The sequence below is a fragment of the Cupriavidus sp. 30B13 genome, assembly GCF_049059565.2.
GTDB lineage: Bacteria > Pseudomonadota > Gammaproteobacteria > Burkholderiales > Burkholderiaceae > Cupriavidus.
In genome coordinates this window covers 4,084,672-4,108,240 of the sequence record NZ_CP188223.1, presented here as the reverse complement: position 1 = coordinate 4,108,240, position 23,569 = coordinate 4,084,672, and the positions used below count along the sequence as shown (strand labels likewise).

The window sequence follows — 23,569 nt, the reverse complement described above, 5'->3', positions numbered from 1 at the left end:
ATCGAAAAGCCACCAAGGAGAACTGATGAACTCGACTTTCCACAAGACGGCACTGACCGTTGCCCTGTCCCTCGCCGGCGTGTGCGCCAGCTCGGCCGCCTTCGCCCAGGCCCAGGAAATCAAGCTCGGCTTCGCCGCGCCGATGACCGGCGGGCAGGCCCAGTACGGCAAGGACATGCAGAACGGCGTGGTCCTCGCCATCGAGGAAATGAACGCCACCAAGCCCAGGATCGGCGGCAAGGAGGTCAAGTTCGTACTGCTTTCCGAGGACGACCAGGCCGACCCGAAGACCGGCTCGGTGGTGGCCCAGAAGCTGGTCGACGGCGGCATCCAGGGCATGCTCGGCCACTTCAACTCCGGCACCAGCATCCCCGCGTCGATGGTCTACAACCGCGCCGGCATCCCGCAGATCGCGATGGCGACCGCGCCGGAATACACCCGCCAGGGCTTCAAGACCACCTTCCGCATGATGACCTCCGACACCCAGCAGGGCTCGGTCATCGGCGCCTTCGTGGTGAAGAAGCTCGGCGCCAAGAACATCGCCATCGTCGACGACCGCACAGCCTACGGCCAGGGCCTCGCCGACGAGTTCGAGAAGGCCGCGCGCGCGGCCGGCGGCAAGATCGTGCGCCGCGAGTTCACCAACGACAAGGCGGTCGACTTCAAGGCCGTGCTGACCAACATCAAGCGCAGCAACCCGGACGTGATCTTCTACGGCGGCGCCGAGACCCAGTCCGCGCCGATGGCCAAGCAGGTCAAGGAACTCGGCATGAAGTCGCCGCTGGTGTCGGGCGAAATGTCGAAGACCGACAACTTCCTCAAGCTGGCCGGCCCGGCTGCCGAAGGCACCGTGGTGTCGCTGGCCGGCCTGCCGCTGGAGCAGATGCCCGGCGGCACCGCCTACGAGCAGAAGTACGAGAAGCGCTTCGGCGGCAAGGTGCAGACCTACTCGCCCTACGCCTATGACGGCGCCACCGCGATGATGACCGCCATGATCAAGGCCGGCTCGGCCGACCCGGCGCGCTACCTGCCGGTGCTGGCCGCCACCAGCATGCAGGGCGTCACCACCAAGACCCTGGCCTACGACGCGCGCGGCGACCTCAAGGACGGCGGCATCACCGTCTACAAGGTGGTCGGCGGCAAGTGGACCGTGCTGGAGACGGTCGGCGGCAAGTAAGGCCCAAGGCCCGGCTCCCGGCCGGGAGCATGCACCGCCTCGCATGGACGCCATCCCGGCCGGATGGCGTTTTTTTTGTGCGTGGCTTGAGAGCGGCGAGACGACGCGAGTGCCGCTTCGCGAAGCGGCACTCGCGCCCGTTCATCGCGGGGATTGGGAGATGCGGATCCGGGCCTCCTCGATCATGCGAAACGCCGCCGCATCATTGCCTGTCTGCAATGACAGGTGCGAGAGCCGCTGCTGGGCCGCTTGTGTCTGGCCGCGTTGCGCCAGAGCACGGGATACCTGCTCCGCCAGAGGCGAGGCGAGGACTGCAAGCAGTCCTCGGGGATCGGTGTTTTCCTGCATGACGAGCGTGGCGACGCGGTCTTCCTTGCTGCCGCCGGACAGCGTTGCATCGATCGCGGCGCGGGCCGAGATCCAGTCGCTGTAGCGAACCAGATCGAGAAAGTCCATGGGCGCGGGGGGCGTGGCGAAAGCCGGCTCGGCCCCGGCGAGGATATCTTGCAGCGAGCGCAGCGTTTGTCCGTGGATCGATGCGAGCGCGTGGGGCAGCAGGACCATCGCCGCCAGATCTTCCGCAATCGCGCTGTCGGACACGCCGGCGCGCCGGATCGCCTGCAATGCCTGCTGCTGGGCCTCTGGTGCCTGGATCAGGGGCAGAAGAAATCCCAGTTCCTTCGTGTATTCCGCGCGAGTGATCGTGCCGCTGGCCAACGCCGCGTCCAGGATCGAAATACTGTCGGGGAAGAGGCCTGCCCTCGCATATTGCATGACTGCCTGATGCGCGATTTCGGCGTCGGGAGAGCGGGCGGCCCTTGCAAGCATGGCGGCGACCTGGGGGTTGGCGCGGAGGCGGGCTTGTTCCGCGGCCGACAGCGTGAGATCGGTCTCGTACTGGGACGCCAGGAGATTGACCAGCGAGCGCTTGACCGGCTCCGCGTGGATTCCGCCATACAGGCCGGCCTCGATCTTCGAGGCTCTTGCCGCGCTAGGCTGAAGCGGCAGCAATCGCATCGTGTCCAGCAGGTATTGCGCACCTGCCGGATCGTGATCCAAGCGCTCGAAATCACGCCACAGCGCATCGAATTTTTGCGCGGCCGTGAAGGCCGGGTCGGAGACCGTCTTTTGCGTGCGGTGCCGGAGCGTCTCGAAGCCGGTTCCGCGCGGAAGCGCCGCGGCGTCGTCCATGTCTCGCTTTCCGATAGCCTCCGGCGGCGCCATGGAAGCGGCCGCGACGGCGGCGGGTTCTCGCATGGCCGGGGTATTCCGGCCCGCCTCCTCGGCCGAAGGGGCGAAGAACAGCGAGGCTATACCGGCCAGGGCCACGGCGGCCAGTCCAGGCAGGGCGAGGCGTAGCTTCATGGCGTCATATCCAGCGTTATTTTTTCCGATCACCACGCCACGTTCGTTTAGCAGGCTGAACAGGCCTTCGGGCGTCGTGGACTTGAACATACTGGTCCACATCGTCAGGTTTCCGCCTCCTAGCGGCGTATAGGCATCGATAACGAATCTGTCGCAGCGATACAACCCGCGAATTGGAGGGCGATAACTGGCGCACATAGGTGGCCTGCATGCCGGTTTTGCGGAAATGTAGCCATCCGTGATCGTATAGTCGCACCGACCAGCCCAATGACCCGAGCGATCTAGTATCGAAACTGCTTGGAGGATCGAGAGGACCCTATTTGTCCAAGGTAGGTCTGAGGTACTTGGGCTCTCAATCAGCAATTGCTGAATTGGGGGCAAGAAATATCTGCATGGCGCCTCATTCCGAATCCTCAAATTGCTCGCCATGTGAGAGTTGTGGTGGTCAAGTAATCGTGGACACTTTTCTGGCCACTTCCACCTTTAAATTCTCGTACTCGGCTGGCGGCATGTTCATCGCGGCCGAGTGCAATCTCTGTTGGTTGTAGAAGAACAGCACGTAGTTCGTGATGTCCGCCTGTGCCTCCGCGCGGTCGCAGTAGATCCGGTCGCGGATGCGCTCGCCCTTCAGGCTGCAGAAGAAACGCTCGACGACCGCGTTGTCCCAGCAGTTGCCCGCCCGACTCATGCTCGGTGTGATCCCTTCCTCGCGCAACAATTCCTGGAACGCATGGCTGGCATACGGGCTGCCCTGATCCGAGTGAAACATCAGGCCCTCGGCCGGCTGCCGGCTCGACAGCGCGATTCTCAGTGCCCTCACCACTAGCCGCGTGTCGGCCGAATTCGAGTAAGCCCAACCCACCACCCGCCGCGAGAATAGGTCCATCACCACGGCCAGGTACAGCCAGCCTTGCTGCGTCCAGATGAAGGTCACATCTCCAGCCCACACCCGGTTCGGTTGCGCGACGGCAAACTGCCGGTTCAATCGGTTCGGCGCTATGGCCGAGGACTTCCCGCCCTTCGAGTAATAATGCTTGCGAGCCTTCCGGACCGCGACCTGGGCTTCCCGCATCAATCCTCTGGCTCGATGGCGTCCGACAGCATGGCCTCGTCTGCGCAGCTCCTGCGACATGCGGCGGCTGCCGTAGCTTTGCCCACTCGTCTCATGAATCGCCTGGACCTGACCCATCAGCGCCTCACGTTGGGCACGCGGCTTGGCTTGCCGGGCCTTCCACGCGTAGTAGGTGCTGCGCGGCATGCCCAGGGTCTCGCACACCACCGCCACCGGCCAGACCTTCTCCGCCTGTTCGATCACTTCGTATTGCGATCGAGTTCCTTGACGAAGAAGGCCGTGGACTTTTTTAGGATGTCACGCTCCCGCTCCAGCCGGGCCACTTGCCGCTCCAGATCCCGGATGCGGCGCTGGTCGGGCGTCAAGCTCGTCGGGTCACTTGTGGTCGGTACCGGCTTCGCCTGGCGATTGCCAATCCAGCGACGAAGCGCTGTCTCACCAATGTCCAGTGCCTTGGCGGCATTGGTCACTGAATACCCCTGCTCTAGCACCAAGTTCACTGCGTCGGCCTTGAACTCGTCGGAGAAATCTCTGCGTCCCATCATCACCTCTCTAGTTGACCGGAAGTCTACCTTTTGAAGTGTCCAGGATCATTAGACCACCACAAGTTTCTTCTTTCCCCCTGTCCTTTCTTCAGGGGTGGTCAGGGAGCAAACCTCGGGCGACGGGATGCATGCAAGCCGCCCTAGCGCCACCTCCGGGTGGCGCTTTTTTTCGCGCACCCGCCACAATGTCTCGCAGGCACAACATGGCGTGCCGCCACCATTTCCATCCTGCCGGATTGCCGCTTAATGTTGCGCTTGCTGCGCAACCGAGCGCCGCCACCAGCAAGACCGGAACATGGAACGCAAGCACACCATCATCGGCATCGACCTTGGCACCACCAACAGCCTGGCCGCGGTCTGGCGCGACGGGCACGCGCAGATCATTCCCAATTCGCTCGGCAAGCGCCTCACGCCGTCCTGCGTGAGCGTGCTCGAGGACGGCGCCATCGTGGTCGGCGAGCCGGCGCGCGACCGGCTGCTGACCCATCCCGCGCACAGCGCCGCCTTGTTCAAGCGCCACATGGGCACCGCGCGCGCCACCGCGCTGGGCGAGCGGCGCTACCGTCCCGAGGAGCTGTCGTCGTTCCTGCTGCGCGCGCTCAAGGCCGACGCCGAGGCCTGGCTCGGCGCGCCGGTGGACGAGGCGGTGATCACCGTGCCGGCCTATTTCAGCGACGCCCAGCGCCGCGCCACGCGCGTGGCCGGCGAGCTGGCCGGGCTGCGCGTGGAGCGGCTGCTCAACGAGCCGACCGCCGCGGCGCTGGCCTACGGCCTGCAGCAGAAGGAGGAAAGCCGTTTCCTGGTGTTCGACCTGGGCGGCGGCACCTTCGACGTCTCGGTGCTGGAACTGTTCGACAACGTGATGGAGGTGCGCGCCTCGGCCGGCGACAACTTCCTCGGCGGCGAGGATTTCGTTAGCGCGCTGATGCGCGCCTTCGGCCGCGACAGCGGCCTCGACGCGCATCTTGCCGCGCGCGGCTCGTTCGCCGGCGACGAGCAGCCCGAGCGCTGGCCCCCGGCCTTGCGCGAGCGCGTGCGCAACGCCGCCGAGAGCGCCAAGCGGGCGCTCGGCGAGGCCGCCAGCGTGGCCATGTCGGTGGAGTGGGACGGCCGCGCCTTCGCCGCCACCGTGACCCAGGAAGGGTTCGCCGAGCTCAGCGCGCCGCTGCTGGAGCGCCTGCGCAAGCCCATCGAGCAGGCCATGCGCGACGCGCGCATCCGCCCGGCCGAGCTCGACAGCGTGGTGCTGGCCGGCGGCGCCACCCGCATGCCGCTGGTGCGCCGGCTGGTGAGCCGCATGTTCGGCCGCTTCCCGGTCACCGAGCTGCATCCCGACGAAGTGGTGGCGCTCGGCGCCGCCGTGCAGGCCGGCCTGAAAGCGCGCGACGCGGCGCTCGACGAAGTCGTCATGACCGACGTCGCGCCGTATTCGCTGGGCATCGAGACCAGCCGCCGGGTAAGTCCGGAAGCGTTCACCCACGGCCACTACCAGCCCGTGATCGACCGCAACTCGGTGGTGCCGGTGAGCCGCGTCGAGCGCCTCCACCCGCTCGCCGACCAGCAGGAAGTACTGGCGCTGCGCGTCTTCCAGGGCGAGGGGCGGATGGTGGCGGAGAACGTCTTCCTCGGCGAGGTCGCCGTGCCGCTGCCGCGCCTGAGCGCCGCCGAGTCCGGCGTGGACGTGCGCTTCACCTACGACGTCAACGGCATCCTCGAAGTGCAGGCCACGGTGGTGGCCACCGGCGCCGCGCACCGTATCGTGATCCAGGAAAACCCCGGCGTGCTGAGCGACGAAGAGGTGGCCGAGCGGCTGGCCGCGCTCGCCGGGATCAAGATCCATCCGCGCGACCAGGCCGAGAACGCGCAACTGGTGGCGCGCGCCGACCGCCTCTACCAGCAATGCCTGGGCCACGAGCGCGACCAGATCGGCGGCGCGCTGGCGCAGTTCCAGGCCGCGCTGGAGGCGCAGGACGGCGAGCGCATCCGCGCGCTGCGCGCGCCCGTCCGGCGCCTGCTCGACTCGCTCGACACCCAGCTCTGGGACTGACCGGGCCGCCTGTCCGCCGCTCATTCGCCGCTCATTCGCCGCCTGCCCGCCACGCACCTCCTCCCGCCCCGTCCCATGCACTGGCAAGTCCTGCAACTGGCGCCCACCACCGACACGCGCCGCATCCGCTCCGCCTACGCCGCCCGCCTCAAGGTCACGCGCCCCGACGACGACGCCGAGGCGTTCCAGGCGCTGCGCGCCGCCTACGAGTTCGCGCTGGAGTGGGCGCGCCACCATGCGCAGGACGACGCGGCCGGGTCCCCGGACGCTGCCGGCACGCCCGAGGCCGCGGCCGGCACGCCGCCGCCGGGCGCGCCGCAGGCCGAGGCGACGCCGCCGTCGCCGCTGGTCACGGCCGCCTCGCCGGTGCGCGGCAGCCTGCCGGCCATCGGCCCGCTGCCGCTGCCGCTGCCGGCGCCGCCGCCGGCCCAGCCGTCGCCATCCCTGCCGTCGCGCTCGCCGGCGTCCCCCGTTCCGTTCACTTCGCCGGTGCCGCCGGCCGCCGCGCTGCCCGACCCCGCCGCGCTGGCGCAGGCGATGTGGGCGCGCCTGGCCGCCAGCTTCCCGCCGCCGCCGGCAGCGTCCGCCGGTAGCCACGCCGGCCCCGACCGCGGCGAGCTGGCCGCGCAGTCGCTGCCGGTGGCCGAGGCGCTGCAGCGCTGCCTGCAGGACGACGCTTTCGTCAGCATCGAGGCGCGCGCCCAGTTCGAGTGGCTGGCACTGTGCTACTGCGCGCGCGACGACGCCAGCCCGGCGGCGCGCACGGCGCTGTTCGAAGGCTTCGGCTGGGAGGAGCAGGCCGCCCACCTGGCGCGGCGCGACGGCGCGCTGACCCGGCACGCCGTCGCCCGCGCGCTGGCGGACCGGCAGTTCAGCTATTTCCGCACCTATGCCAAGGGCTCGGCGGCGGCGCGGGCGCTGCTGGCGCCGCCGCCGGCCCGCATCGGCTGGCGGGCGCTGATGGGCGGCGGCTTCGTCAGGGACATGCGCGCGCTGCTGGAGCAGTTGCGCTGGAAGACCCCCGAGACGCGCCATTTCCATTTCGACGACGGCGTGCTGGCGGCATGGGAAGACGCGGTGTCGCGCCCGCTGCTGTCGTGGGGCCAGTTGTTCCACGCCCTGTGGATCGGCGCCATCGCGGCCAGCGTGGCGCTGATGATCGTGGTGATGCACGAGGAGCGCGCCGGGCGCGGCGCGGTGTCGCCGTGGCTGGCGCTGGGCACCTGCGGCGCCGTGCTGGCGGCGCCGATGCTGCTGTGGATCTGGTACGTGCGGTTCTGGCAGCAGGCCGTCATGCAGCGGCTGGCGCGCTGGCGCGCACGGCCCGGCGTGCAGTGGAGCTGGTTCGGCCTCTATGCCGTGATCGGCGCGTTCGCCATGTTCGCGGGCTCGCTGCCGTCGCTCTACGGCTGGTTCATCGGCGCTGAGCTGTACGCGCTGCTGCTGGCCTTCGCGCTGCTCTACCTGCCGGCGCTGCAGCGCATCGGCGTGGGCGGCGCGCTGACCATCGGCGGCATGTACGTGGTGCTGGCGGTGGCGCTGTTCGCGCCGTTCGCGCATGCGCTGGCATTCCCGCTCGGCCTGCTGCTGGCCTGCGCCAACCTGTCGCTGGTGCTGCCCACGCGCGCCTGGCTGCGCCAGCGCCACCGCGCGCGCCTGCTGCAGGGCCAGTGCGCGGCGCTGGCCGCCGGCGCCGCGCTGCTGGCGGTGCAGATGCAATGGGACCTGTCGGCCGAGCCGTGGCTGGCGGTGGCCGCCTGGCTGTGGCTCAACGCCGCCGTGTTCGGCGCCGACCCCATCCTCGACGGCCGCCTCAAGGGCTGGTGGCTGGCGCTGCTGCTGGTCCTGTGCGGCCTGGCCGGCGCGCTGCCGGTGCACGCGGAAACCACGCCGCTGTTCCGCGCCGAGGCGGTGGCCTGTGTCTACCTGCTGCTGGCCTGCCTGTTCGCGTGGTCGGACCGGCGCGGCGCCGGCGGGAGTCTCAGGTCGGGCCGGCGCCCCTGAACGGGGCAGGAGGCCGCCGCGGGCTTCCCGTGCCCGCGCCGCCGCGGTGGAAACGGGCCGGGAAGGCCCCCTTCCACTGCGGACCGCGAAACCTGCGCATGGCGCATAATCCCGCACTCGCACATTCCACCCCAGAAGGAGCTGTCCGTGTCCGTGCAGGAAGTCAGTTACGACCACGCCATCGAGCTAGCCAATGCCGAGCGCTACGACGAGGCGCTGGTCATTCTCGACCAGCTCGCGCAGGCGCAGCCGCAGGTGGTGGATTTCGATTGCCTGCGGGCGCGCCTGCACTTCGACCGCGGCGATGCCCCCCAGGCCTTCGCCGTGCTCGACGCCGCGCTGGCCAAGCTGCCGGGGCTGAACCTGCATCCCGCGCACCGCTGGTCTTCGCGCGGCATCGTCGCGCACCGCTACGGCATGCTGCTGGTGAGCATGGAGCGTTTCCGGGAAGCGCAGCCCTGGCTGGACGAAGCCGCGCTGCGCAACGGCTTGTCCTCGGGCGAGTGGAGCGCGCGGCTGCACGCCGGGCTGGTGCATTACCGGCTGGGCGATTTCGCCCGCGCCGGCGCCTACTGGTACGACCTGCTGTACCGCGCGCCGGACCTGGGCGCGCAAGAGATCCTGGCGCAGGCCGCGGCGCACGTGAACGCCGCCGGCGCGCAGGCCGAGCCGATGCTGCGCCTGTGCCTGGCGCGCATCGGGCTGGACAACCCCGACCTGCTCGAGCTCGACGAAGCCGCCGGCGATGCCTTTGCCGCCGAGCAGGCCGCCATCGTGCTGGCCGGCCGGCCCGATCATCCCCATGCGCGCCGCATCCGCGCGCCGCTGCGCTACCGCGCCGGCGAGCTGGACGGCGCGTGGGACGACCTGGCCACTTACCAGCGCCAGGCGCCGGACCCGAAGGCGCAGGTGCGCGAGCTGGAATGGCGCCACCAGGCCGGCGAGGAACAGCCGTGGACGCGCTTCGCCTTCGCGGAGAACGCCACCGACGCGGCCGGCTACTACAACGCCGGCGTGGCGCTGGCCGAATTCATCGACACCGTGCCGGCCGCCGAGGCGGCGCTGGCGCCGCATGTGGTCAAGGCCTACCGGCTCGGCCTGGCGCGCTTCGAGCAATATTTCGCCAGCGGCGAAGGCGGCTACGACGACGCCGACCCGCACCTGTATTCGATGCTGTGCCACAACCTGGCGCAGCGGCTCGACGGCGCCGGCCAGCGCGCCGAGCGCATCGCGCTGCACGAGAAGGGCATCGCGGCCAGCGAGTTCATTGAGCACTGGATCGACCTGCTCGATTGCCTGGTGGCCGGCGGCCAGCACGCCAAGGCGGTGGAGGTGGCCGGCGACGTGCTCAACCGCTACCCGCTCGAGCGCGACCCGGCCAACGTGGGCTGGGTGTTCAGCCGCCTGATGGACGCCTGGAAGGGCATCGGCGGCCTCGAGGTGACGTCGGCGGCGCGCGACGCGCTGGCCCACATGGATGCCCGCGCCGATGCGCTGCCGGTGGAAGAGCGCAGCCAGGCCGCGCATGCGCTGGCCCACGCGCGCGCGCATTTCGCCGGCCTGCTGCGCAACGGCACCGCCAGCATGGACCAGCACGACCGCACCGACGCGCTGGCCGAGATCGAGGCCCTGCAGCGGCGCGCGCTGCTGATCGAGGACGCCTGGCTGTGCAACGCGTTCGGCCTGGTCTGGCGCGACCTGGGCGCGCCCGAGCGCGCGCTGCCGCTGTTCGAGCAGGCCATCGCGCTGACCGAGGGCGATCCGTGGGACCAGGCCTTGCCGCGCGTGCAGCGCGCGTTGCTGCGCAACGGCGAAAAGCAGCATGCCGAGGCGCTGGCCGACTTCGAGGCCGCCTTCGCCGCGCGCGACGGCTGGGACGGCGAGGCCTGGCTCGGCGCAGTCGAAGCCGCGCTCGGGCTGGCCCGGCGCGAGACCGCGCTGGCCTATTTCGAGAAGGCCCGCGCGGCCGGCGCCGCGCAGGGCCGCACGCGCACGCAGTACGCGCGCATGGAAACCGGCCTGCGCGCCACCCGGCCCGCGTGGAAGTTCTGGGGGGTGTAGCAAGCTGCCCGCGGGACGCTTGCGGAAAAACGCCATCCTGAGAGATGGCGTTTTTTTATGCACGAACGCACCACGTTCCCTGCAACTTACGTGCCCTGTCGGACAAACTCCGACACGGAATGTCACAAGGCTCCGTTACCATGTCACCCATGAATGGACTGAGCCAACTGTTTCCGAGCCTGCCGCTGACACCGGGCGGGCTGTTCTGGGTCGGGCTTGCGCTGGTCGGGGCGGGGCTGGCGGGAGAGGTATGCCGCACCTACCTGGGGCTGCCGCGCATCGTCGGCTATGCCGCCACCGGGCTGTTTGCCGGCTTGCTCGGCCGCGGCATCGTGACCGAGGACATGATCGCGCAGACGCGCATCCTGATCGACATGGCGCTCGCGCTGGCGCTGTTCGAGCTGGGTCACCGCCTGTCGCTGACCTGGCTGCGCGCCAACCGCTGGCTGTTGTTTACGAGCGCCTTCGAGAGCCTGCTGACCTGGGGCCTGGTGGCGGCCGCGCTGCAATGGATGGGCGTGACGCCGGCGGTCGCCATCCTGGCCGGCGGCATCGCGGTCAGCACCTCGCCCACCATCGTGCTGCAGCTGAAGAACGAACTGCGCGCCGACGGGCAGGTGACCGAGCGGCTGCTGGCCATGGCCGCCCTCAACAGCATCTACGCCGCCGCCATCGTGCAGGTCGCCACCGGCTGGCTGCATTCGGAATACGGCAACCTCGGCGCGGCGCTGCTGCACCCGCTCTACCTGCTGGTGGGCTCGTGCCTGCTGGCCTGGGTGGTGGGCAAGCTGGGCCACGCCATCTACGCGCGCATGGCCTCGGACGACCACTACAGCTTCCTGGTGCTGGTGGGGCTGGTGCTGTTCACGCTGGCGCTCACGCGCGTGCTCAAGCTGTCCATGCCGCTCACGCTGATGCTGGCCGGCGTGGTGTTCAAGCACCAGGACAGCCAGCCGCGCGTGTGGCCGGCGCACTTCGGCAGCGCCGGCAGCCTGCTCATCATCGTCATGGTGGTGTCGCTGGGCCTGCCGCTGACCGCGCACGACTGGGCCATCGGCGGCAGCGCCGCGGCGGCGCTGGTGGTGCTGCGCCACCTGGCCAAGCTGGCCGGCGTGGCCTCGCTGGGGTCGTTCTCGGGCCTGAGCCTGCGCCAGTGCGTGGCGCTCGGCCTGGCGCTGGCGCCGATGTCGGGGCTGGCCTACCTGCTGATGAGCGACGTGGCGCGGCTCTATCCCGCCACCGGCGAGCCGCTGGCCGCCATCATCCTGTGCACGCTGGCGATCGAGCAATTGCTGGGGCCCACCGTGGCCGCCTGGGCACTTCGCTATGCGGGCGAGGTCAGAGGCAATGGAGGAGGGCGCTGATGTCACTCGAACCGTTCAAGCACTCCGAGGCGCTGACCTTCGGCGTGGAGCTGGAGCTGCAGCTGGTCAACCGCCACGACTATGACCTGGCGCCGTTCGCGCCGGACCTGCTGCGTGCGCTCAAGGGCGCCCAGCACGCCGGCGACATCAAGCCCGAGATCAGCCCGTCGATGATCGAGATCAGCACCGGCATCTGCCACAGTTATGCACAGGCGCTCGACGAGCTCGGCACCATGCGCGACCTGATGGTGGAGGCCTCGCACTCGCTCAACCTGGGCATCTGCGGCGGCGGCACGCACCCGTTCCAGCAATGGGCCGACCGCACCATCTCCGATTCGCCGCGCTACCAGTACATCTCCGAGCTGTACGGCTACCTCGCCAAGCAGTTCACGGTGTTCGGCCAGCACGTGCACATCGGCTGCCCGAGCGCCGACGAATCGCTGTTCCTGCTGCACGCCATCGGCCGCTACGTGCCGCATTTCATCGCGCTGGCCGCCTCGTCGCCGTTCGTGCAGGGCGTGGACACCGGCTTCGCCTCGGCGCGGCTGAACTCGGTCGCGGCCTTCCCCATGAGCGGGCGCGCGCCGCACCTGCTGACCTGGGACGCGTTCACCGCCTACTTCGAGAAGATGCGCAAGACGGGCGTGATCGAAAGCATGAAGGACTTCTACTGGGACATCCGTCCCAAGCCGGAATTCGGCACCATCGAGGTTCGCGTGATGGACACCCCGCTGACGGTGCAGCGCGCCTGCGACATCGCCGCCTACATCCAGGCGCTGGCGCGCTACCTGCTGCTGTCGCGCCCGTTCATGCCGCAGGAAGACGACTACCTGGTCTACACCTTCAACCGCTTCCAGGCCTGCCGCTTCGGCCTCGAAGGCGAGTACGTGCACCCCAACGAGCTCACGCGCATGCCCATCGCCGATCACATCGTGACGATCTGCGACGCGCTGGTGCCGCACGCCGAGGCGCTCGGCTCGCTCGATGCGCTGGCCAATATCCGCGCGCTCGCCAGGAGCCGCGACGGCGACGCCGAGCGCGTGCGCCAGATCGACGCCGACACGCGCAGCCTGCGCGAGACGGTGCGCCAGACCTGCGACTGCTGGGCGGGCTGAGAAGCCTCGTTTCGCCTCGCGTGCGTGCCGCTAGACCCCGTGCGGCACCTGCTCCCCTTCGCGCAGCCCGAGCCGCCGGTTGGCCGGCACGGCCACGTCGATCAGCCTCGGCTTGGGCAGGTTGAGTTGGCCCATCATCTCGACGAACTGGGCGCGCGTGCGGCCGGCCACGCGGCTGTTGTGCGCGCGCTCGTGGCCGATGGTGGAATCGGTGCGGCCCTTGTAGTCGTGGGCCGGGTAGACCACGGTGTCGGCCGGCAGCGCGAAGAGGCGGGTGGTCAGGCTATCGTACAGCGTGCCGGCATCGCCGGACTGGAAGTCGGTGCGGCCGCAGCCGTCGATCAGCAGCGCGTCGCCGGTGAAGACGCGGCGCACCGGCCCGGCCGGCGTGCTTTCTTCCCACAGGTAGCTCATGCTGCCGGCGGTGTGGCCGGGCGTGTGGAGCGCGCGCAGTACCTGGGCGCCGAACCGCAGCGTGTCGCCGTCGATCAGCTGCATCTGCGCGGGGCGGATGTCGCAGCCCGACGGCGCCGCGGTGCGGGCGCCGGTCTGCTGCGCGACGTGGCCGGCGGAGGTGATGTGGTCGGCGTGCGCGTGGGTCTCCACCACCCATTTCAGCGTGGCGCCGGTCGCCGCGAGCAGCGCCAGGTCGCGCCCGAGCTGGCGGTCGACCGGGTCGATCAGCAGCGCTTCGCGCGTGGCCGCGTCGATCAGCAGGTAGGTGTAGGTCGACGAGGTTTCGTCGAACAGCTGGTGGAAGGTCTGCATGGCGCCGCCCGCTCGGTAACTTGCTCGCATGATAGCGCCGCGGCGGGCGCGCGCGGCGCCATTTTGCCTCGCCCGGGCGGCCTTCAGCCGATCTCCACCACTTCGCTGACCTGCACCACCGGCACGGCGTCGGTGTAGTTGGGGATGTCCTGCTGCAGTTCCTTGCCCGCCACCTGGGAGGCGGCGGCGAACTCGGGCAGCGAGTCGAACAGGATGTGGCACATCGCCGTGTAGGCCGGGTCGGAGCCCGGCGCGCCGCCGCCCAGGCCGCGCTCGACCGCCACGCCGCGGTAGCCCGGCTGGGCGCCGTACAGCTCGACCACGCGCGGCATGTGACGCGTGCGGTAGTAGTCGAAATCGAACTTGCCGTCCTTGCGGTACGGATAGAGGATGCTGATCTTGATCATGCCGGGTCTCCGTCGTGGTGGTTGGTGGTGAGCCGGGCTAGCGTAGCAGAAAGCGCCGGTTCGGCCAGGCACTCCGGCCCCGGCGCCTCAGCACTCCACGATATTCACCGCCAGCCCGCCGCGCGCCGTTTCCTTGTACTTGGTCTTCATGTCGGCGCCGGTCTCGCGCATGGTCTTGATCACGGAGTCGAGCGACACATAGTGCTCGCCGTCGCCGCGCAATGCCATGCGCGCGGCGTTGACGGCCTTGACCGAGGCCATCGCATTGCGCTCGATGCAGGGGATCTGCACCAGCCCGCCGACCGGGTCGCAGGTCAGGCCCAGGTTGTGCTCCATGCCGATCTCGGCGGCGTTTTCCACCTGTTCCGGCGTGCCGCCCATCACCGCGGCGAGCGCGCCGGCCGCCATCGAGCAGGCCACCCCGACTTCGCCCTGGCAACCGACCTCGGCGCCCGAGATCGAGGCGTTGAGCTTGTACAGCATGCCGATCGCGCCGGCGGTCAGCAGGAAGTCGATCACGCCCTGCGGGCTGGCCCCGGGCACGAAGCGGTCGTAGTAATGCAGCACCGCCGGGATGATGCCGGCCGCGCCGTTGGTGGGCGCGGTCACCACGCGCCCGCCGGCGGCGTTCTCTTCGTTGACGGCGATGGCGTAGAGGTTGACCCAGTCCATCACCGAGAGCGGATCGGCCAGCGCGCGCTCGGCATGCTCGGTGAGATTGCGGAACAGCTCCGGCGCGCGCCGCCTGACCTTGAAGGGCCCGGGCAGCTCGCCGTCGGTGCGGCAGCCGCGCGCCACGCAGGCCTGCATCACGGCCCAGATCTGCAGCAGGCCGGCGTTGACCTCGGCCTCGCTGCGCCACGCGCATTCGTTTTCCATCATCAGGCGCGCGATGCTTTTCTTGCTGGCGGCGGCCATCTCCAGCATCGCCCGCCCGCTGCGGAACGGGTGCGGCAACAGCTGGTCGGCGTCGAGGATATGCGTGTTGGCCGCGCCGGCGGTGACGACGAAGCCGCCGCCCACCGACAGATAGCGGCCTTCGCGCAGCGCTTGCCCGGCCGCGTCGTAGACGTGGAACTTCATGCCGTTGGGATGCTCGGCCATGGCCTCGCGCCGGTAGAACACGATGTGCTCCTTCTCCACGAAGGGCACCGGGTGCGTGCCCAGCAGCGCCAGCGTGCGGGCCGCGCGCAGCGCGGCCAGGCGCTGCTCGATGGTGTCCGGGTCGATGGTGTCGGGCGCCTCGCCCAGCAGGCCGAGGATGACGCCGCGGTCGGTGCCGTGGCCGCGGCCGGTGGCGCCGAGCGAGCCGTACAGCTCGATGCGCACGCTGGCCACCCGCGGCAGCAGGCCGTCGCGTGCCAGCCCCTGCGCGAACATCAGCGCGGCGCGCATCGGTCCCACGGTGTGCGAGCTGGACGGGCCGATGCCCACCTTGAACAGGTCGAAGACGCTGACTGCCACGGCATGGCTCCTGGGGGGGGGAAACTGCTGGCGCCGGCTTCAGACCGGCGCGTCGCTATCGTTGTTGATGGGGGTGCGCCACAGCGAAGTGGCCGCGTCGCGCGGCGTGGCGGGCGCATCCTTGCGCACCATCACGCTGATGGTGCCGTCGTTCTCGAGAATCGCGAAATGCACATCCGCCACGCGCTCGCAGCCGGCATGGCGCAGCGCCTTGTGCAGGTCGTCGCGGCTGATGAAGGCGTTCTTCATCACGTCGGGATAGACCTGCCCTTCGTGGATCAGCACCTGAGGGCGTCCTTCCACCACGTCCTCGAAGCGCCGGCTGCGCCAGCTCAGCCAGGCCAGCAGGAGGTTCGCGCCGACCAGCGTCACGGCCAGGATCAGCCCGGCGGTGACGGAGTTGTCGCCCGCGTTCATCGAGTTCTGCACCGCGTTGGACAGCACCAGCAGCAGCACCAGGTCCAGCGAGGTGAGCTGACCGATCTGGCGCTTGCCCGACAGCCGCAGCAGCACCAGCAGGCTGACGTACACGATCAGTCCGCGCAGGACGAATTCCCACCAGGGGGCGCTGAGATTCCACATCGGCCAGACCTCCGCTCAGGAGCGCGGCACGCGCCGGCGCTTGCCTGCCGCAGCATAGCGCAGCGGCGGCGTCCGCGTCTGCCGGACGCCGCCCGACAGATCCGCGCGGGCGTGCTTCAGTCCTCGGCGTACTCGCTCATCGGCACGCACGAGCAGAACAGGTTGCGGTCGCCGTACACGTTGTCGGCACGGCCCACCGGCGGCCAGTACTTCTGCGTGCGCAGCGAGGCCACCGGGTAGGCGGCTTCCTGGCGCGTGTACTTGTGCTCCCACGTGTCGGCCGTGATCACCGCGGCGGTGTGCGGGGCGTGCTTGAGCGGATTGTCCTCGCGGTCGAAGCTGCCGTCCTCCACGCGCGCGATCTCGGCGCGGATGGCGATCATGGCGTCGATGAAGCGGTCCAGCTCGTGCAGCGCCTCGCTCTCGGTCGGCTCGATCATCAGCGTGCCCGGCACCGGGAAGCTCATGGTCGGCGCGTGGAAGCCGTAGTCCATCAGGCGCTTGGCCACGTCCTCGTTGGAGATGCCCGTGGTCTTCTGCAGCGGGCGCAGGTCGAGGATGCACTCGTGCGCGACCAGGCCGTGCTGGCCGGTGTAGAGCACGGGGAAATGCGGCGACAGGCGGCGCGCCACGTAGTTGGCGGCCAGGATCGCGTTCTCGGTGGCGGCGGTGAGGCCGGCCGAGCCCATCATGGCGATGTACATCCACGAGATCGGCAGGATGCTGGCCGAGCCGAACGGCGCGGCGGACACGCCGCCGATGCCGTTGTCGTCGCGGCGGTAGCCCACGCTGTCCTGGTTGGGCAGGAAGTCCGCCAGGTGCGCGCCGACCGCGACCGGGCCCACGCCGGGTCCGCCGCCGCCGTGCGGGATGCAGAAGGTCTTGTGCAGGTTCAGGTGCGACACGTCGCCGCCGAACTGGCCCGGCGCGGCGGTGCCGACCATGGCGTTCATGTTGGCGCCGTCCACGTAGACCTGGCCGCCGTGCTTGTGCACGATCTCGCAGATCTGCTGCACGCCCTGCTCGAACACGCCGTGCGTGGACGGGTAGGTGATCATGATGGCGGCGAGGTTCCGGCTGTGCTGCTCGGCCTTCTTCGCCAGGTCTTCGAGGTCGACGTTGCCGTTCTCGTCGCAGGCCACCACCACCACCTTCATGCCGGCCATCTGCGCCGAGGCCGGGTTGGTGCCGTGCGCGGAGGAGGGGATCAGGCAGATGTCGCGGTGGCTCTCGCCGCGGCTGGCGTGGTAGGCGTGGATGATCAGCAGGCCGGCGTACTCGCCCTGCGAGCCGGCGTTGGGCTGCAGGCTCACCGCGGCGTAGCCGGTGGCCGCGCACAGCATGGCCTCGAGCTGGTCGATCATCTCGCGGTAGCCCACGGTCTGGTCCAGCGGCGCGAACGGGTGGATCTTGCTGAACTCGGGCCACGTCACCGGGATCATCTCGCTGGTGGCGTTGAGCTTCATGGTGCACGAGCCGAGCGGGATCATGGTGCGGTCCAGCGCCAGGTCCTTGTCGGCCAGCGCGCGCAGGTAGCGCAGCATCTCGTGCTCGGCGTGATGCGTGTTGAACACCGGGTGCGTCAGGTACGCGCTCTGGCGCGCCAGCGCGGCGGGGAAGGCGTCCTGCACGGTGGCTTCCAGCGCGTCGAACGCGGGCACCGGCTTGCCCTGGGCGAAGATTTCCCACAGCGCGACCACGTCCGCGCGCGAGGCGGTCTCGTCGAGCGAGATGCCGATGCGGTTGGCGCCGGCATGGCGCAGGTTGATGCCGCGTGCCGTGGCGGCGGCATGGATGGTCTCGGTGTGGAAACCGGTCACCAGCGTGAGCGTGTCGAAGAAGGCCGCGTTGGCGCGGGTGTAGCCGAGCGCCTCCAGGCCGGCGGCCAGCGTGGCGGTCAGGCGGTGCACGCGCTGGGCGATGCGCTTGAGGCCCTGCGGGCCGTGGTACACGGCGTACATCGAGGCCATCACCGCCAGCAGCACCTGCGCGGTGCAGATATTGGAGGTGGCTTTCTCGCGGCGGATGTGCTGCTCGCGCGTCTGCAGGGCCAGGCGGTAGGCCTTGTTGCCCTGCGCGTCGATGGTCACGCCGACCAGGCGGCCCGGCATCGAGCGCTTGAACGCGTCCTTGACCGCCATGTAGCCCGCGTGCGGGCCGCCGAAGCCCAGCGGCACGCCGAAGCGCTGCGAATTGCCCACCGCCACGTCGGCGCCCCATTCGCCGGGCGCGGCGATCAGGGTCAGCGCCAGCAGGTCGGCGGCGGCCACCACCAGGCCGCCGGCGGCGTGCACGGCCTCGGCGATGGCGCGGTAGTCGGCCACGTCGCCGTTGACGCCCGGGTATTGCAGCAGCACGCCGAAGGCATGCGCGCCGGCGGCGTCGGCCGCGGGCCCGACCTTGACCTCGATGCCCAGCGGCAGCGCGCGCGTGCGCACCACTTCCAGCGTCTGCGGCAGCACGTCGTCGGCGACGAAGAAGGTATTGGAGGCGTGCTTGTTGACCCGCTGCAGCAGGGTCATGGCCTCGGCCGCGGCAGTGCCTTCATCGAGCATGGAGGCGTTGGCGATGTCCAGGCCGGTCAGGTCGGTCACCATCTGCTGGAAGTTCAGCATGGCTTCGAGGCGGCCTTGCGAAATCTCCGGCTGGTACGGCGTGTAGGCGGTGTACCAGGCCGGGTTCTCGAAGATGTTGCGCAGGATGACGCCGGGCGTCAGCGTGTTGTAGTAGCCCTGGCCGATGAAGCTCTTGAACACCTGGTTCTTGCCGGCCAGGCCGCGCAGCCTGGCCAGCGCGGCTTCCTCGGTGAGCGGCTCGGTGAATTCGCCCAGCGGCATGCCGTCGCGGCGGCGGATGGCGGCCGGGATGACGGCATCGATCAGCGCGGCGCGGCTGTCGTAGCCGAGCACCTTGAGCATGTGCTGCTGCTCGGCGGCGTCGGGGCCGATATGGCGGGAAGCGAAGGCGTCGCGCGCCTCCAGTTCGGCCAGCGTGGGCCGGGCACCTTGGGCGGCGGTGGTGGGAAGCGGGGCGTTCATGGCAAGAACCTCGTTGGAGCGCAGGGCGGCAGGTGGTCGGCCTGGCCGCCGTGCATCGGTATTCAGTCGCCGTCCCGCGGCATGGCTGCGGCGCGGGAACGGCGCGGTGTGGCGGCGCGCGGTGTCAGGCGCCGACGTTGGCCTTGTAGGCGTCGGCCGACATCAGGCCGTTGACGTCGTCGCTGTTGGCCGGCTTGAGCTTGAACAGCCAGGCGTCGAAGGCGTCGGCATTGACGCTTTCCGGCGCGGCGACGGCCGCCTCGTTGACGGCGATCACTTCGCCGGCCACCGGGGCGTAGATGTCGGACGCGGCCTTGACCGATTCCACCACCGCCAGCGCGTCGCCCGCGCCGACCGACTTGCCCACTTCCGGCAGCTCCAGGAAGACGATGTCGCCCAGCGCGTCCTGCGCGTGGTCGGTGATGCCGATGGTCAGCGTGCCGTCGGCTTCGACGCGCACCCATTCGTGGGATTCGGTGTACTTCAGGTCGGCGGGGAAATTCATGGGATTCTCCAGATGCAGTTTGTTATTCAGCGCCAGCCGGGCGGGGGATCGCTTGGAGCGGGGGTAGCCGCCGGCGGGCGCGCTGTGACCGGGTGCGAGCGTTCAGCTCACGAGTGCCTTGCCATTGCGCACAAACGGCAGTTTAACCACAGTCGCGGCGAGTTTGCGGTCGCGGATCTCGACCTGCACCTCGGCGCCGATGGCAACGCCGAGCGGCAGGCGGGCAAAAGCGATGGATTGGCTCAGCGAAGGGCTGAAGGTGCCGCTGGTGATCTCGCCGTCGCCGGCCGGGGTGATCACTTTCTGGTGGGCGCGCAGCACGCCGCCCTTTTCGCGCAGGATCAGGCCGACGAACTGGCGGGCCTGGCCGGCGGCGGCGAGCGCCGCCTTGCCGGTGAAGTCGCGCTCGCTCTGCAGGTCCACCGTCCACGCGAGGCCGGCGTCGAGCGGCGAGGTGTGGATATCCATGTCCTGGCCGTACAGGTTCATGCCGGCTTCCAGGCGCAGCGTGTCGCGCGCGCCCAGGCCGGCCGGGCGCGCGCCGGCGGCGATCAGCTTTTCCCACAGGCCGGCCACGTTCTCGGCCGGCACCACCAGCTCGAACCCGTCTTCGCCGGTATAGCCGGTGCGCGCCACCATGACTTCGCCCAGCGCCGGGTCCTGCACCACGATGGCGTTGAACGGCTTGAGCGCTTCGCTGGGCTGGGTGGCCGGGAAGGCGCTCCACACCTTGGCGCGCGCGTTGGGGCCCTGCACCGCGACGATGGCCAGCGGCGCCGCGCCGGCCGGAGCGTTGTCGGCGCGGCGCGGGGTGATGGCCACGCCGCTGCCGGTGGCGGCATTGCGCGCCACGATCCACTCGATGTCGCCGATGGCGGTGCTGGCGTTGACCACCAGGCGGAAGCGGTCCTCGGCGAAGAAGTAGACGATCAGGTCGTCGATGACGCCGCCGTGCTCGTCGAGCATGCACGAGTAGAGCGCCTTGCCCGGCGTCTGCAGCTTGTCCACGTTGTTGGCCAGCAGGCCGCGCAGGAAGGCGCGCACATTGGCGCCGGCCAGGTCGACCACGCACATGTGGGACACGTCGAACATGCCGGCGTCGGTGCGCACGGCGTTGTGTTCCTCGATCTGGGAGCCGTAGTTGACCGGCATGTCCCAGCCGCCGAAGTCGACCATGCGGGCGCCGAGCGCGCGGTGGATGGCATTGAGGGGCGTGGCCTGGAGCGTCATGTAATCCTCGGGAAGGCGGAAATCTCGGTTCGAAAACGAAAAAAGGGTCATCCGCCGCCGGACCCGGCGCGCAATGGCGCTGCCAGGTCCGCCGCGGCGGATGACCCCTCTGTCCTCGATACCTGAGAGATTACAAGGCGGTCCCGCGGACCAGTGCCTTGCGCGCCCCTTCGGTGGGCACGCTCGCCAGGCTTCACGCAATGCGCCGGTGCGCTGCGTGGATGGCGGGTGCCGCTCTCCAGAGTACGGCGTGCATCGTGTGCATGTTGAACGCCGATCCGACCAGTCCATGGTGCCTGAGAGTTTTCGGGTGATACCCCTTCGGCGGCGCAAGATCTGCGCGCTCTCCCGGCCGGATGGCGCGACTCTACAGGCAGCCCCGGTGGCTTGTCAACGCGTGCCGCGCGGGCACCGGGCGGCACGCCCCCGGCGTGTTAACATCTGCCGCTGCGCTACGCCGCCGGCCCCGCCGCCGCGGTGCCGCGGTCTTCACAGGCAGCCCTGGCCGTTCCGTCTGCGCCAGCCATTTCGCCATCCGCTTCCGCCACCAAGCCAAACGCATGACCCACGGACTCAATCCCGCCCAATCCGAAGCCGTCCGCTATCTCGACGGCCCTTGCCTGGTGCTGGCCGGCGCCGGCTCGGGCAAGACGCGGGTGATCACGCAGAAGATCGCGCACCTGATCGAGGACAAGGGATTCGAGCCCAGGCACATCGCCGCGGTGACCTTCACCAACAAGGCCGCCAAGGAGATGCAGGAGCGCATCGCCAAGCTGATGGAGGGCAAGACCACGCGCGAAGGGCGCCGCATTCCGCTCAAGCAGATGACGGTCAGCACCTTCCACTCGCTCGGCGTGCAGATCCTGCGCGCCGAGGCCGAGCACGTGGGCCTCAAGCCGCGCTTTTCCATCATGGACTCGGACGACTGCTTCGGCCTGGTGCAGGAGCAGCTCGCCACCACCGACAAGAAGCTCATCCGCAGCGTGCAGAGCACCATCTCGCTGTGGAAGAACGGCATGGTCGACCCCGAGACCGCCATCGCCACCGCCGAGAGCGCCGACGACCACCAGGCCGCGCTGGTCTACCGCAACTACGTGGCCACGCTGCACGCCTACCAGGCGGTGGACTTCGACGACCTGATCCGCCTGCCGGCCGAGCTGTTCGCGCGCGACGAAGCGGTGCGCATGAAATGGCAGAACCGCCTGCGCTATTTCCTGGTGGACGAGTACCAGGACACCAACGCCTGCCAGTACGCGCTGCTCAAGCAACTGGCGGGCGGCTCGCACCTGCGCGCGCCGGCCTTCACCGCGGTCGGCGACGACGACCAGGCCATCTACGGCTGGCGCGGCGCCACGCTGGACAACCTGCGCCTGCTGCAGACCGATTTCCCCGACCTCAAGGTGATCAAGCTGGAGCAGAACTACCGCTCCACGGTGCGCATCCTGGAAGCCGCCAACGCGGTCATCGCCAACAATCCCAAGCTGTTCGACAAGAAGCTGTGGAGCGAGCACGGCATGGGCGACCCCATCGCCGTCAACCCGATGAACGACGAGGAGCACGAGGCCGAGTCGGTGGTGTTCCGCCTGTCCGCGCACAAGTTCGAGCGGCGCGCGCAGTTCCGCGACTACGCCATCCTCTACCGCGGCAACCACCAGGCGCGGCTGTTCGAGCAGATCCTGCGGCGCGAGCGCATTCCCTACGTGCTGTCCGGCGGCCAGAGCTTCTTCGACCGCGCCGAGATCAAGGACATCTGCGCCTACCTGCGCCTGATCGCCAACCCGGACGACGATCCCGCCTTCATCCGCGCCATCACCACGCCGCGCCGCGGCGTCGGCAACGCCACGCTGGAAGTGCTGGGCACCTTCGCCGGCCAGGCCAAGGTCTCGCTGTTCGAGGCGGCCATGATGGGCGGCATCGAAGGCAAGCTGCAGCCGCGCCAGCTCGAGCCGCTGCGCGTGTTCTGCGAAGCCATGGTGCGCCTGGCCGGCCGCGCCGCCAGCGATCCCGCCAGCGAAGTGCTCGACGACATGATGGAAGGCATCCACTACGAAGCCTACCTGTACGACACCTTCGACGAGCGCCAGGCCCAGTCGCGCTGGACCAACACGCTCGAATTCCTCGACTGGCTCAAGCGCAAGGGCACCAAGCCCGAGGGCACCGGCGAGGGCGAGGCCACCGGCTTCGACACCGCCGACGGCTTCGGCGACGAAGGCAAGAACCTGCTCGAGCTGACCCAGACCGTGGCGCTGATGAGCATGCTCGAAGGCCGCGAGGAAGATCCCGACGCGGTGCGCCTGTCCACGCTGCACGCCTCCAAGGGGCTGGAATATCCGCACGTGTTCCTGGTCGGCGTGGAAGAAGGCATCCTGCCGCATTGCCGCGAGGACGAAGACCTTGGCGACGAGAAGATCGAGGAAGAGCGCCGCCTGATGTACGTGGGCATCACGCGCGCCCAGCGCAGCCTGCACATCAGCTGGTGCAAGAAGCGCAAGCGCGCGCGCGACACCTATTCCTGCGAGCCCTCGCGCTTCATCGGCGAGATGAAGCTCGAAGAGGCCCCGGCGCCGGCCGACGCCACGCCCGCCATGAGCCCCAAGGACCGGCTGGCCGGCCTCAAGGCGCTGCTCGGCACGCCGGGCAAGACCGCCGCGCCCTGACGCCCGGCCGCGGCCGCCGGCCCGTCGTACAAAGTCGATACATTGGCATACAAGGGGGACAAGATCGCCGGCCCCCGGCCTCCTACCATCGCAGGTGCCTCGACTGCTTTACGGGTCCGGGCGCCGCGCCGCTCCGTCCCTTCGGAGTGGGCGCGGCCGGGCGGTATG

16 protein-coding genes and 2 riboswitches are annotated in these 23,569 nt (G+C 69.4%); of the genes, 7 read left to right on the top strand and 9 right to left on the bottom strand.

Annotated features, from left to right (window positions below; translation table 11 throughout):
• The first annotated feature begins 25 nt into the window (after positions 1-25).
• Positions 26-1,177 (top strand): branched-chain amino acid ABC transporter substrate-binding protein, encoded by a 1,152-nt coding sequence (locus ACKI2N_RS18980; protein WP_420996915.1) that lies wholly within the window; start codon positions 26-28, stop codon positions 1,175-1,177.
• Positions 1,178-1,318: 141 nt separating this feature from the next.
• Here the strand turns inward: ACKI2N_RS18980 and ACKI2N_RS18975 are convergent, their stop codons facing one another.
• On the bottom strand, positions 1,319-2,644 hold the full coding sequence (locus tag ACKI2N_RS18975; RefSeq protein ID WP_420996913.1) for a hypothetical protein: 1,326 nt from the start codon (positions 2,642-2,644) through the stop codon (positions 1,319-1,321).
• Between the two features lie 343 nt (positions 2,645-2,987).
• A protein-coding gene (locus ACKI2N_RS18970) for an IS3 family transposase (RefSeq protein WP_420998560.1) occupies positions 2,988-4,156 on the bottom strand; the annotation gives its coding sequence in 2 pieces (ribosomal slippage) (positions 2,988-3,898 and positions 3,898-4,156; 1,170 coding nt in all).
• Positions 4,157-4,454: 298 nt separating this feature from the next.
• Here ACKI2N_RS18970 and ACKI2N_RS18965 point away from each other — a divergent pair.
• From ACKI2N_RS18965 to ACKI2N_RS18945, 5 genes are all read left to right on the top strand, one after another.
• Positions 4,455-6,206, top strand: coding sequence for an Hsp70 family protein (locus ACKI2N_RS18965; protein WP_420996142.1), 1,752 nt, complete (start codon positions 4,455-4,457; stop codon positions 6,204-6,206).
• Positions 6,207-6,281: 75 nt separating this feature from the next.
• Positions 6,282-8,210: a hypothetical protein gene (locus ACKI2N_RS18960; RefSeq protein ID WP_420996141.1), complete on the top strand. Its 1,929-nt coding sequence runs from the start codon at positions 6,282-6,284 to the stop codon at positions 8,208-8,210.
• Positions 8,211-8,357: 147 nt separating this feature from the next.
• Positions 8,358-10,271, top strand: a complete 1,914-nt coding sequence (locus ACKI2N_RS18955; protein ID WP_420996140.1) for a tetratricopeptide repeat protein — start codon at positions 8,358-8,360, stop codon at positions 10,269-10,271.
• A 140-nt stretch (positions 10,272-10,411) separates the two neighbouring features.
• Positions 10,412-11,635 carry a cation:proton antiporter gene (locus ACKI2N_RS18950; protein ID WP_420996139.1) on the top strand — a complete coding sequence of 408 codons (1,224 nt, stop codon included), beginning with the start codon at positions 10,412-10,414 and terminating at the stop codon, positions 11,633-11,635.
• Complete coding sequence (locus tag ACKI2N_RS18945; protein WP_420996138.1) at positions 11,635-12,750, top strand: YbdK family carboxylate-amine ligase; 1,116 nt, start codon at positions 11,635-11,637, stop codon at positions 12,748-12,750. Before ACKI2N_RS18950 ends, ACKI2N_RS18945 begins: the two co-directional genes overlap by 1 nt.
• A gap of 30 nt (positions 12,751-12,780) precedes the next feature.
• Here the strand turns inward: ACKI2N_RS18945 and ACKI2N_RS18940 are convergent, their stop codons facing one another.
• From ACKI2N_RS18940 to gcvT, 7 genes are all read right to left on the bottom strand, one after another.
• The gene (locus ACKI2N_RS18940) at positions 12,781-13,518 is read right to left on the bottom strand and encodes an MBL fold metallo-hydrolase (protein WP_420996148.1); all 738 of its coding nucleotides are present in this window, start codon (positions 13,516-13,518) and stop codon (positions 12,781-12,783) included.
• 83 nt (positions 13,519-13,601) lie between these two features.
• Entirely contained in the window at positions 13,602-13,925 is a 324-nt protein-coding gene (locus ACKI2N_RS18935) for an EthD family reductase (RefSeq protein WP_420996137.1), read from the bottom strand.
• 87 nt (positions 13,926-14,012) lie between these two features.
• Positions 14,013-15,389 (bottom strand): L-serine ammonia-lyase, encoded by a 1,377-nt coding sequence (locus tag ACKI2N_RS18930; RefSeq protein WP_420996136.1) that lies wholly within the window; start codon positions 15,387-15,389, stop codon positions 14,013-14,015.
• Positions 15,390-15,428: 39 nt separating this feature from the next.
• Positions 15,429-15,971 (bottom strand): DUF421 domain-containing protein, encoded by a 543-nt coding sequence (locus ACKI2N_RS18925; RefSeq protein WP_420996135.1) that lies wholly within the window; start codon positions 15,969-15,971, stop codon positions 15,429-15,431.
• A 116-nt stretch (positions 15,972-16,087) separates the two neighbouring features.
• Entirely contained in the window at positions 16,088-19,009 is a 2,922-nt protein-coding gene (gene gcvP, locus ACKI2N_RS18920; RefSeq protein ID WP_420996134.1) for an aminomethyl-transferring glycine dehydrogenase, read from the bottom strand.
• A gap of 124 nt (positions 19,010-19,133) precedes the next feature.
• The gene (gene gcvH, locus ACKI2N_RS18915) at positions 19,134-19,514 is read right to left on the bottom strand and encodes a glycine cleavage system protein GcvH (protein ID WP_420996133.1); all 381 of its coding nucleotides are present in this window, start codon (positions 19,512-19,514) and stop codon (positions 19,134-19,136) included.
• 102 nt (positions 19,515-19,616) lie between these two features.
• On the bottom strand, positions 19,617-20,744 hold the full coding sequence (gcvT, locus tag ACKI2N_RS18910; protein ID WP_426990147.1) for a glycine cleavage system aminomethyltransferase GcvT: 1,128 nt from the start codon (positions 20,742-20,744) through the stop codon (positions 19,617-19,619).
• Between the two features lie 99 nt (positions 20,745-20,843).
• Positions 20,844-20,996, bottom strand: a riboswitch (glycine riboswitch).
• 21 nt (positions 20,997-21,017) lie between these two features.
• A riboswitch (glycine riboswitch) is annotated at positions 21,018-21,105 on the bottom strand.
• A 199-nt stretch (positions 21,106-21,304) separates the two neighbouring features.
• On the opposite strand from gcvT, the gene ACKI2N_RS18905 reads away from it, so the two are divergent.
• Positions 21,305-23,401 carry a UvrD-helicase domain-containing protein gene (locus ACKI2N_RS18905; RefSeq protein WP_420996131.1) on the top strand — a complete coding sequence of 699 codons (2,097 nt, stop codon included), beginning with the start codon at positions 21,305-21,307 and terminating at the stop codon, positions 23,399-23,401.
• The last annotated feature ends 168 nt before the right edge of the window (positions 23,402-23,569 follow it).

Coding starts and splice junctions, on each gene's coding strand:
- ACKI2N_RS18975 (WP_420996913.1), bottom strand. CDS start 2,644: ATGTGGACCAGTATGTTCAAGTCCACGACGCCCGAAGGCCTGTTCAGC.
- gcvT (WP_426990147.1), bottom strand. CDS start 20,744: ATGACGCTCCAGGCCACGCCCCTCAATGCCATCCACCGCGCGCTCGGC.
- ACKI2N_RS18940 (WP_420996148.1), bottom strand. CDS start 13,518: ATGCAGACCTTCCACCAGCTGTTCGACGAAACCTCGTCGACCTACACC.
- ACKI2N_RS18935 (WP_420996137.1), bottom strand. CDS start 13,925: ATGATCAAGATCAGCATCCTCTATCCGTACCGCAAGGACGGCAAGTTC.
- gcvH (WP_420996133.1), bottom strand. CDS start 19,514: ATGAATTTCCCCGCCGACCTGAAGTACACCGAATCCCACGAATGGGTG.
- ACKI2N_RS18905 (WP_420996131.1), top strand. CDS start 21,305: ATGACCCACGGACTCAATCCCGCCCAATCCGAAGCCGTCCGCTATCTC.
- ACKI2N_RS18980 (WP_420996915.1), top strand. CDS start 26: ATGAACTCGACTTTCCACAAGACGGCACTGACCGTTGCCCTGTCCCTC.
- gcvP (WP_420996134.1), bottom strand. CDS start 19,009: ATGAACGCCCCGCTTCCCACCACCGCCGCCCAAGGTGCCCGGCCCACG.
- ACKI2N_RS18945 (WP_420996138.1), top strand. CDS start 11,635: ATGTCACTCGAACCGTTCAAGCACTCCGAGGCGCTGACCTTCGGCGTG.
- ACKI2N_RS18950 (WP_420996139.1), top strand. CDS start 10,412: ATGTCACCCATGAATGGACTGAGCCAACTGTTTCCGAGCCTGCCGCTG.
- ACKI2N_RS18965 (WP_420996142.1), top strand. CDS start 4,455: ATGGAACGCAAGCACACCATCATCGGCATCGACCTTGGCACCACCAAC.
- ACKI2N_RS18925 (WP_420996135.1), bottom strand. CDS start 15,971: ATGTGGAATCTCAGCGCCCCCTGGTGGGAATTCGTCCTGCGCGGACTG.
- ACKI2N_RS18960 (WP_420996141.1), top strand. CDS start 6,282: ATGCACTGGCAAGTCCTGCAACTGGCGCCCACCACCGACACGCGCCGC.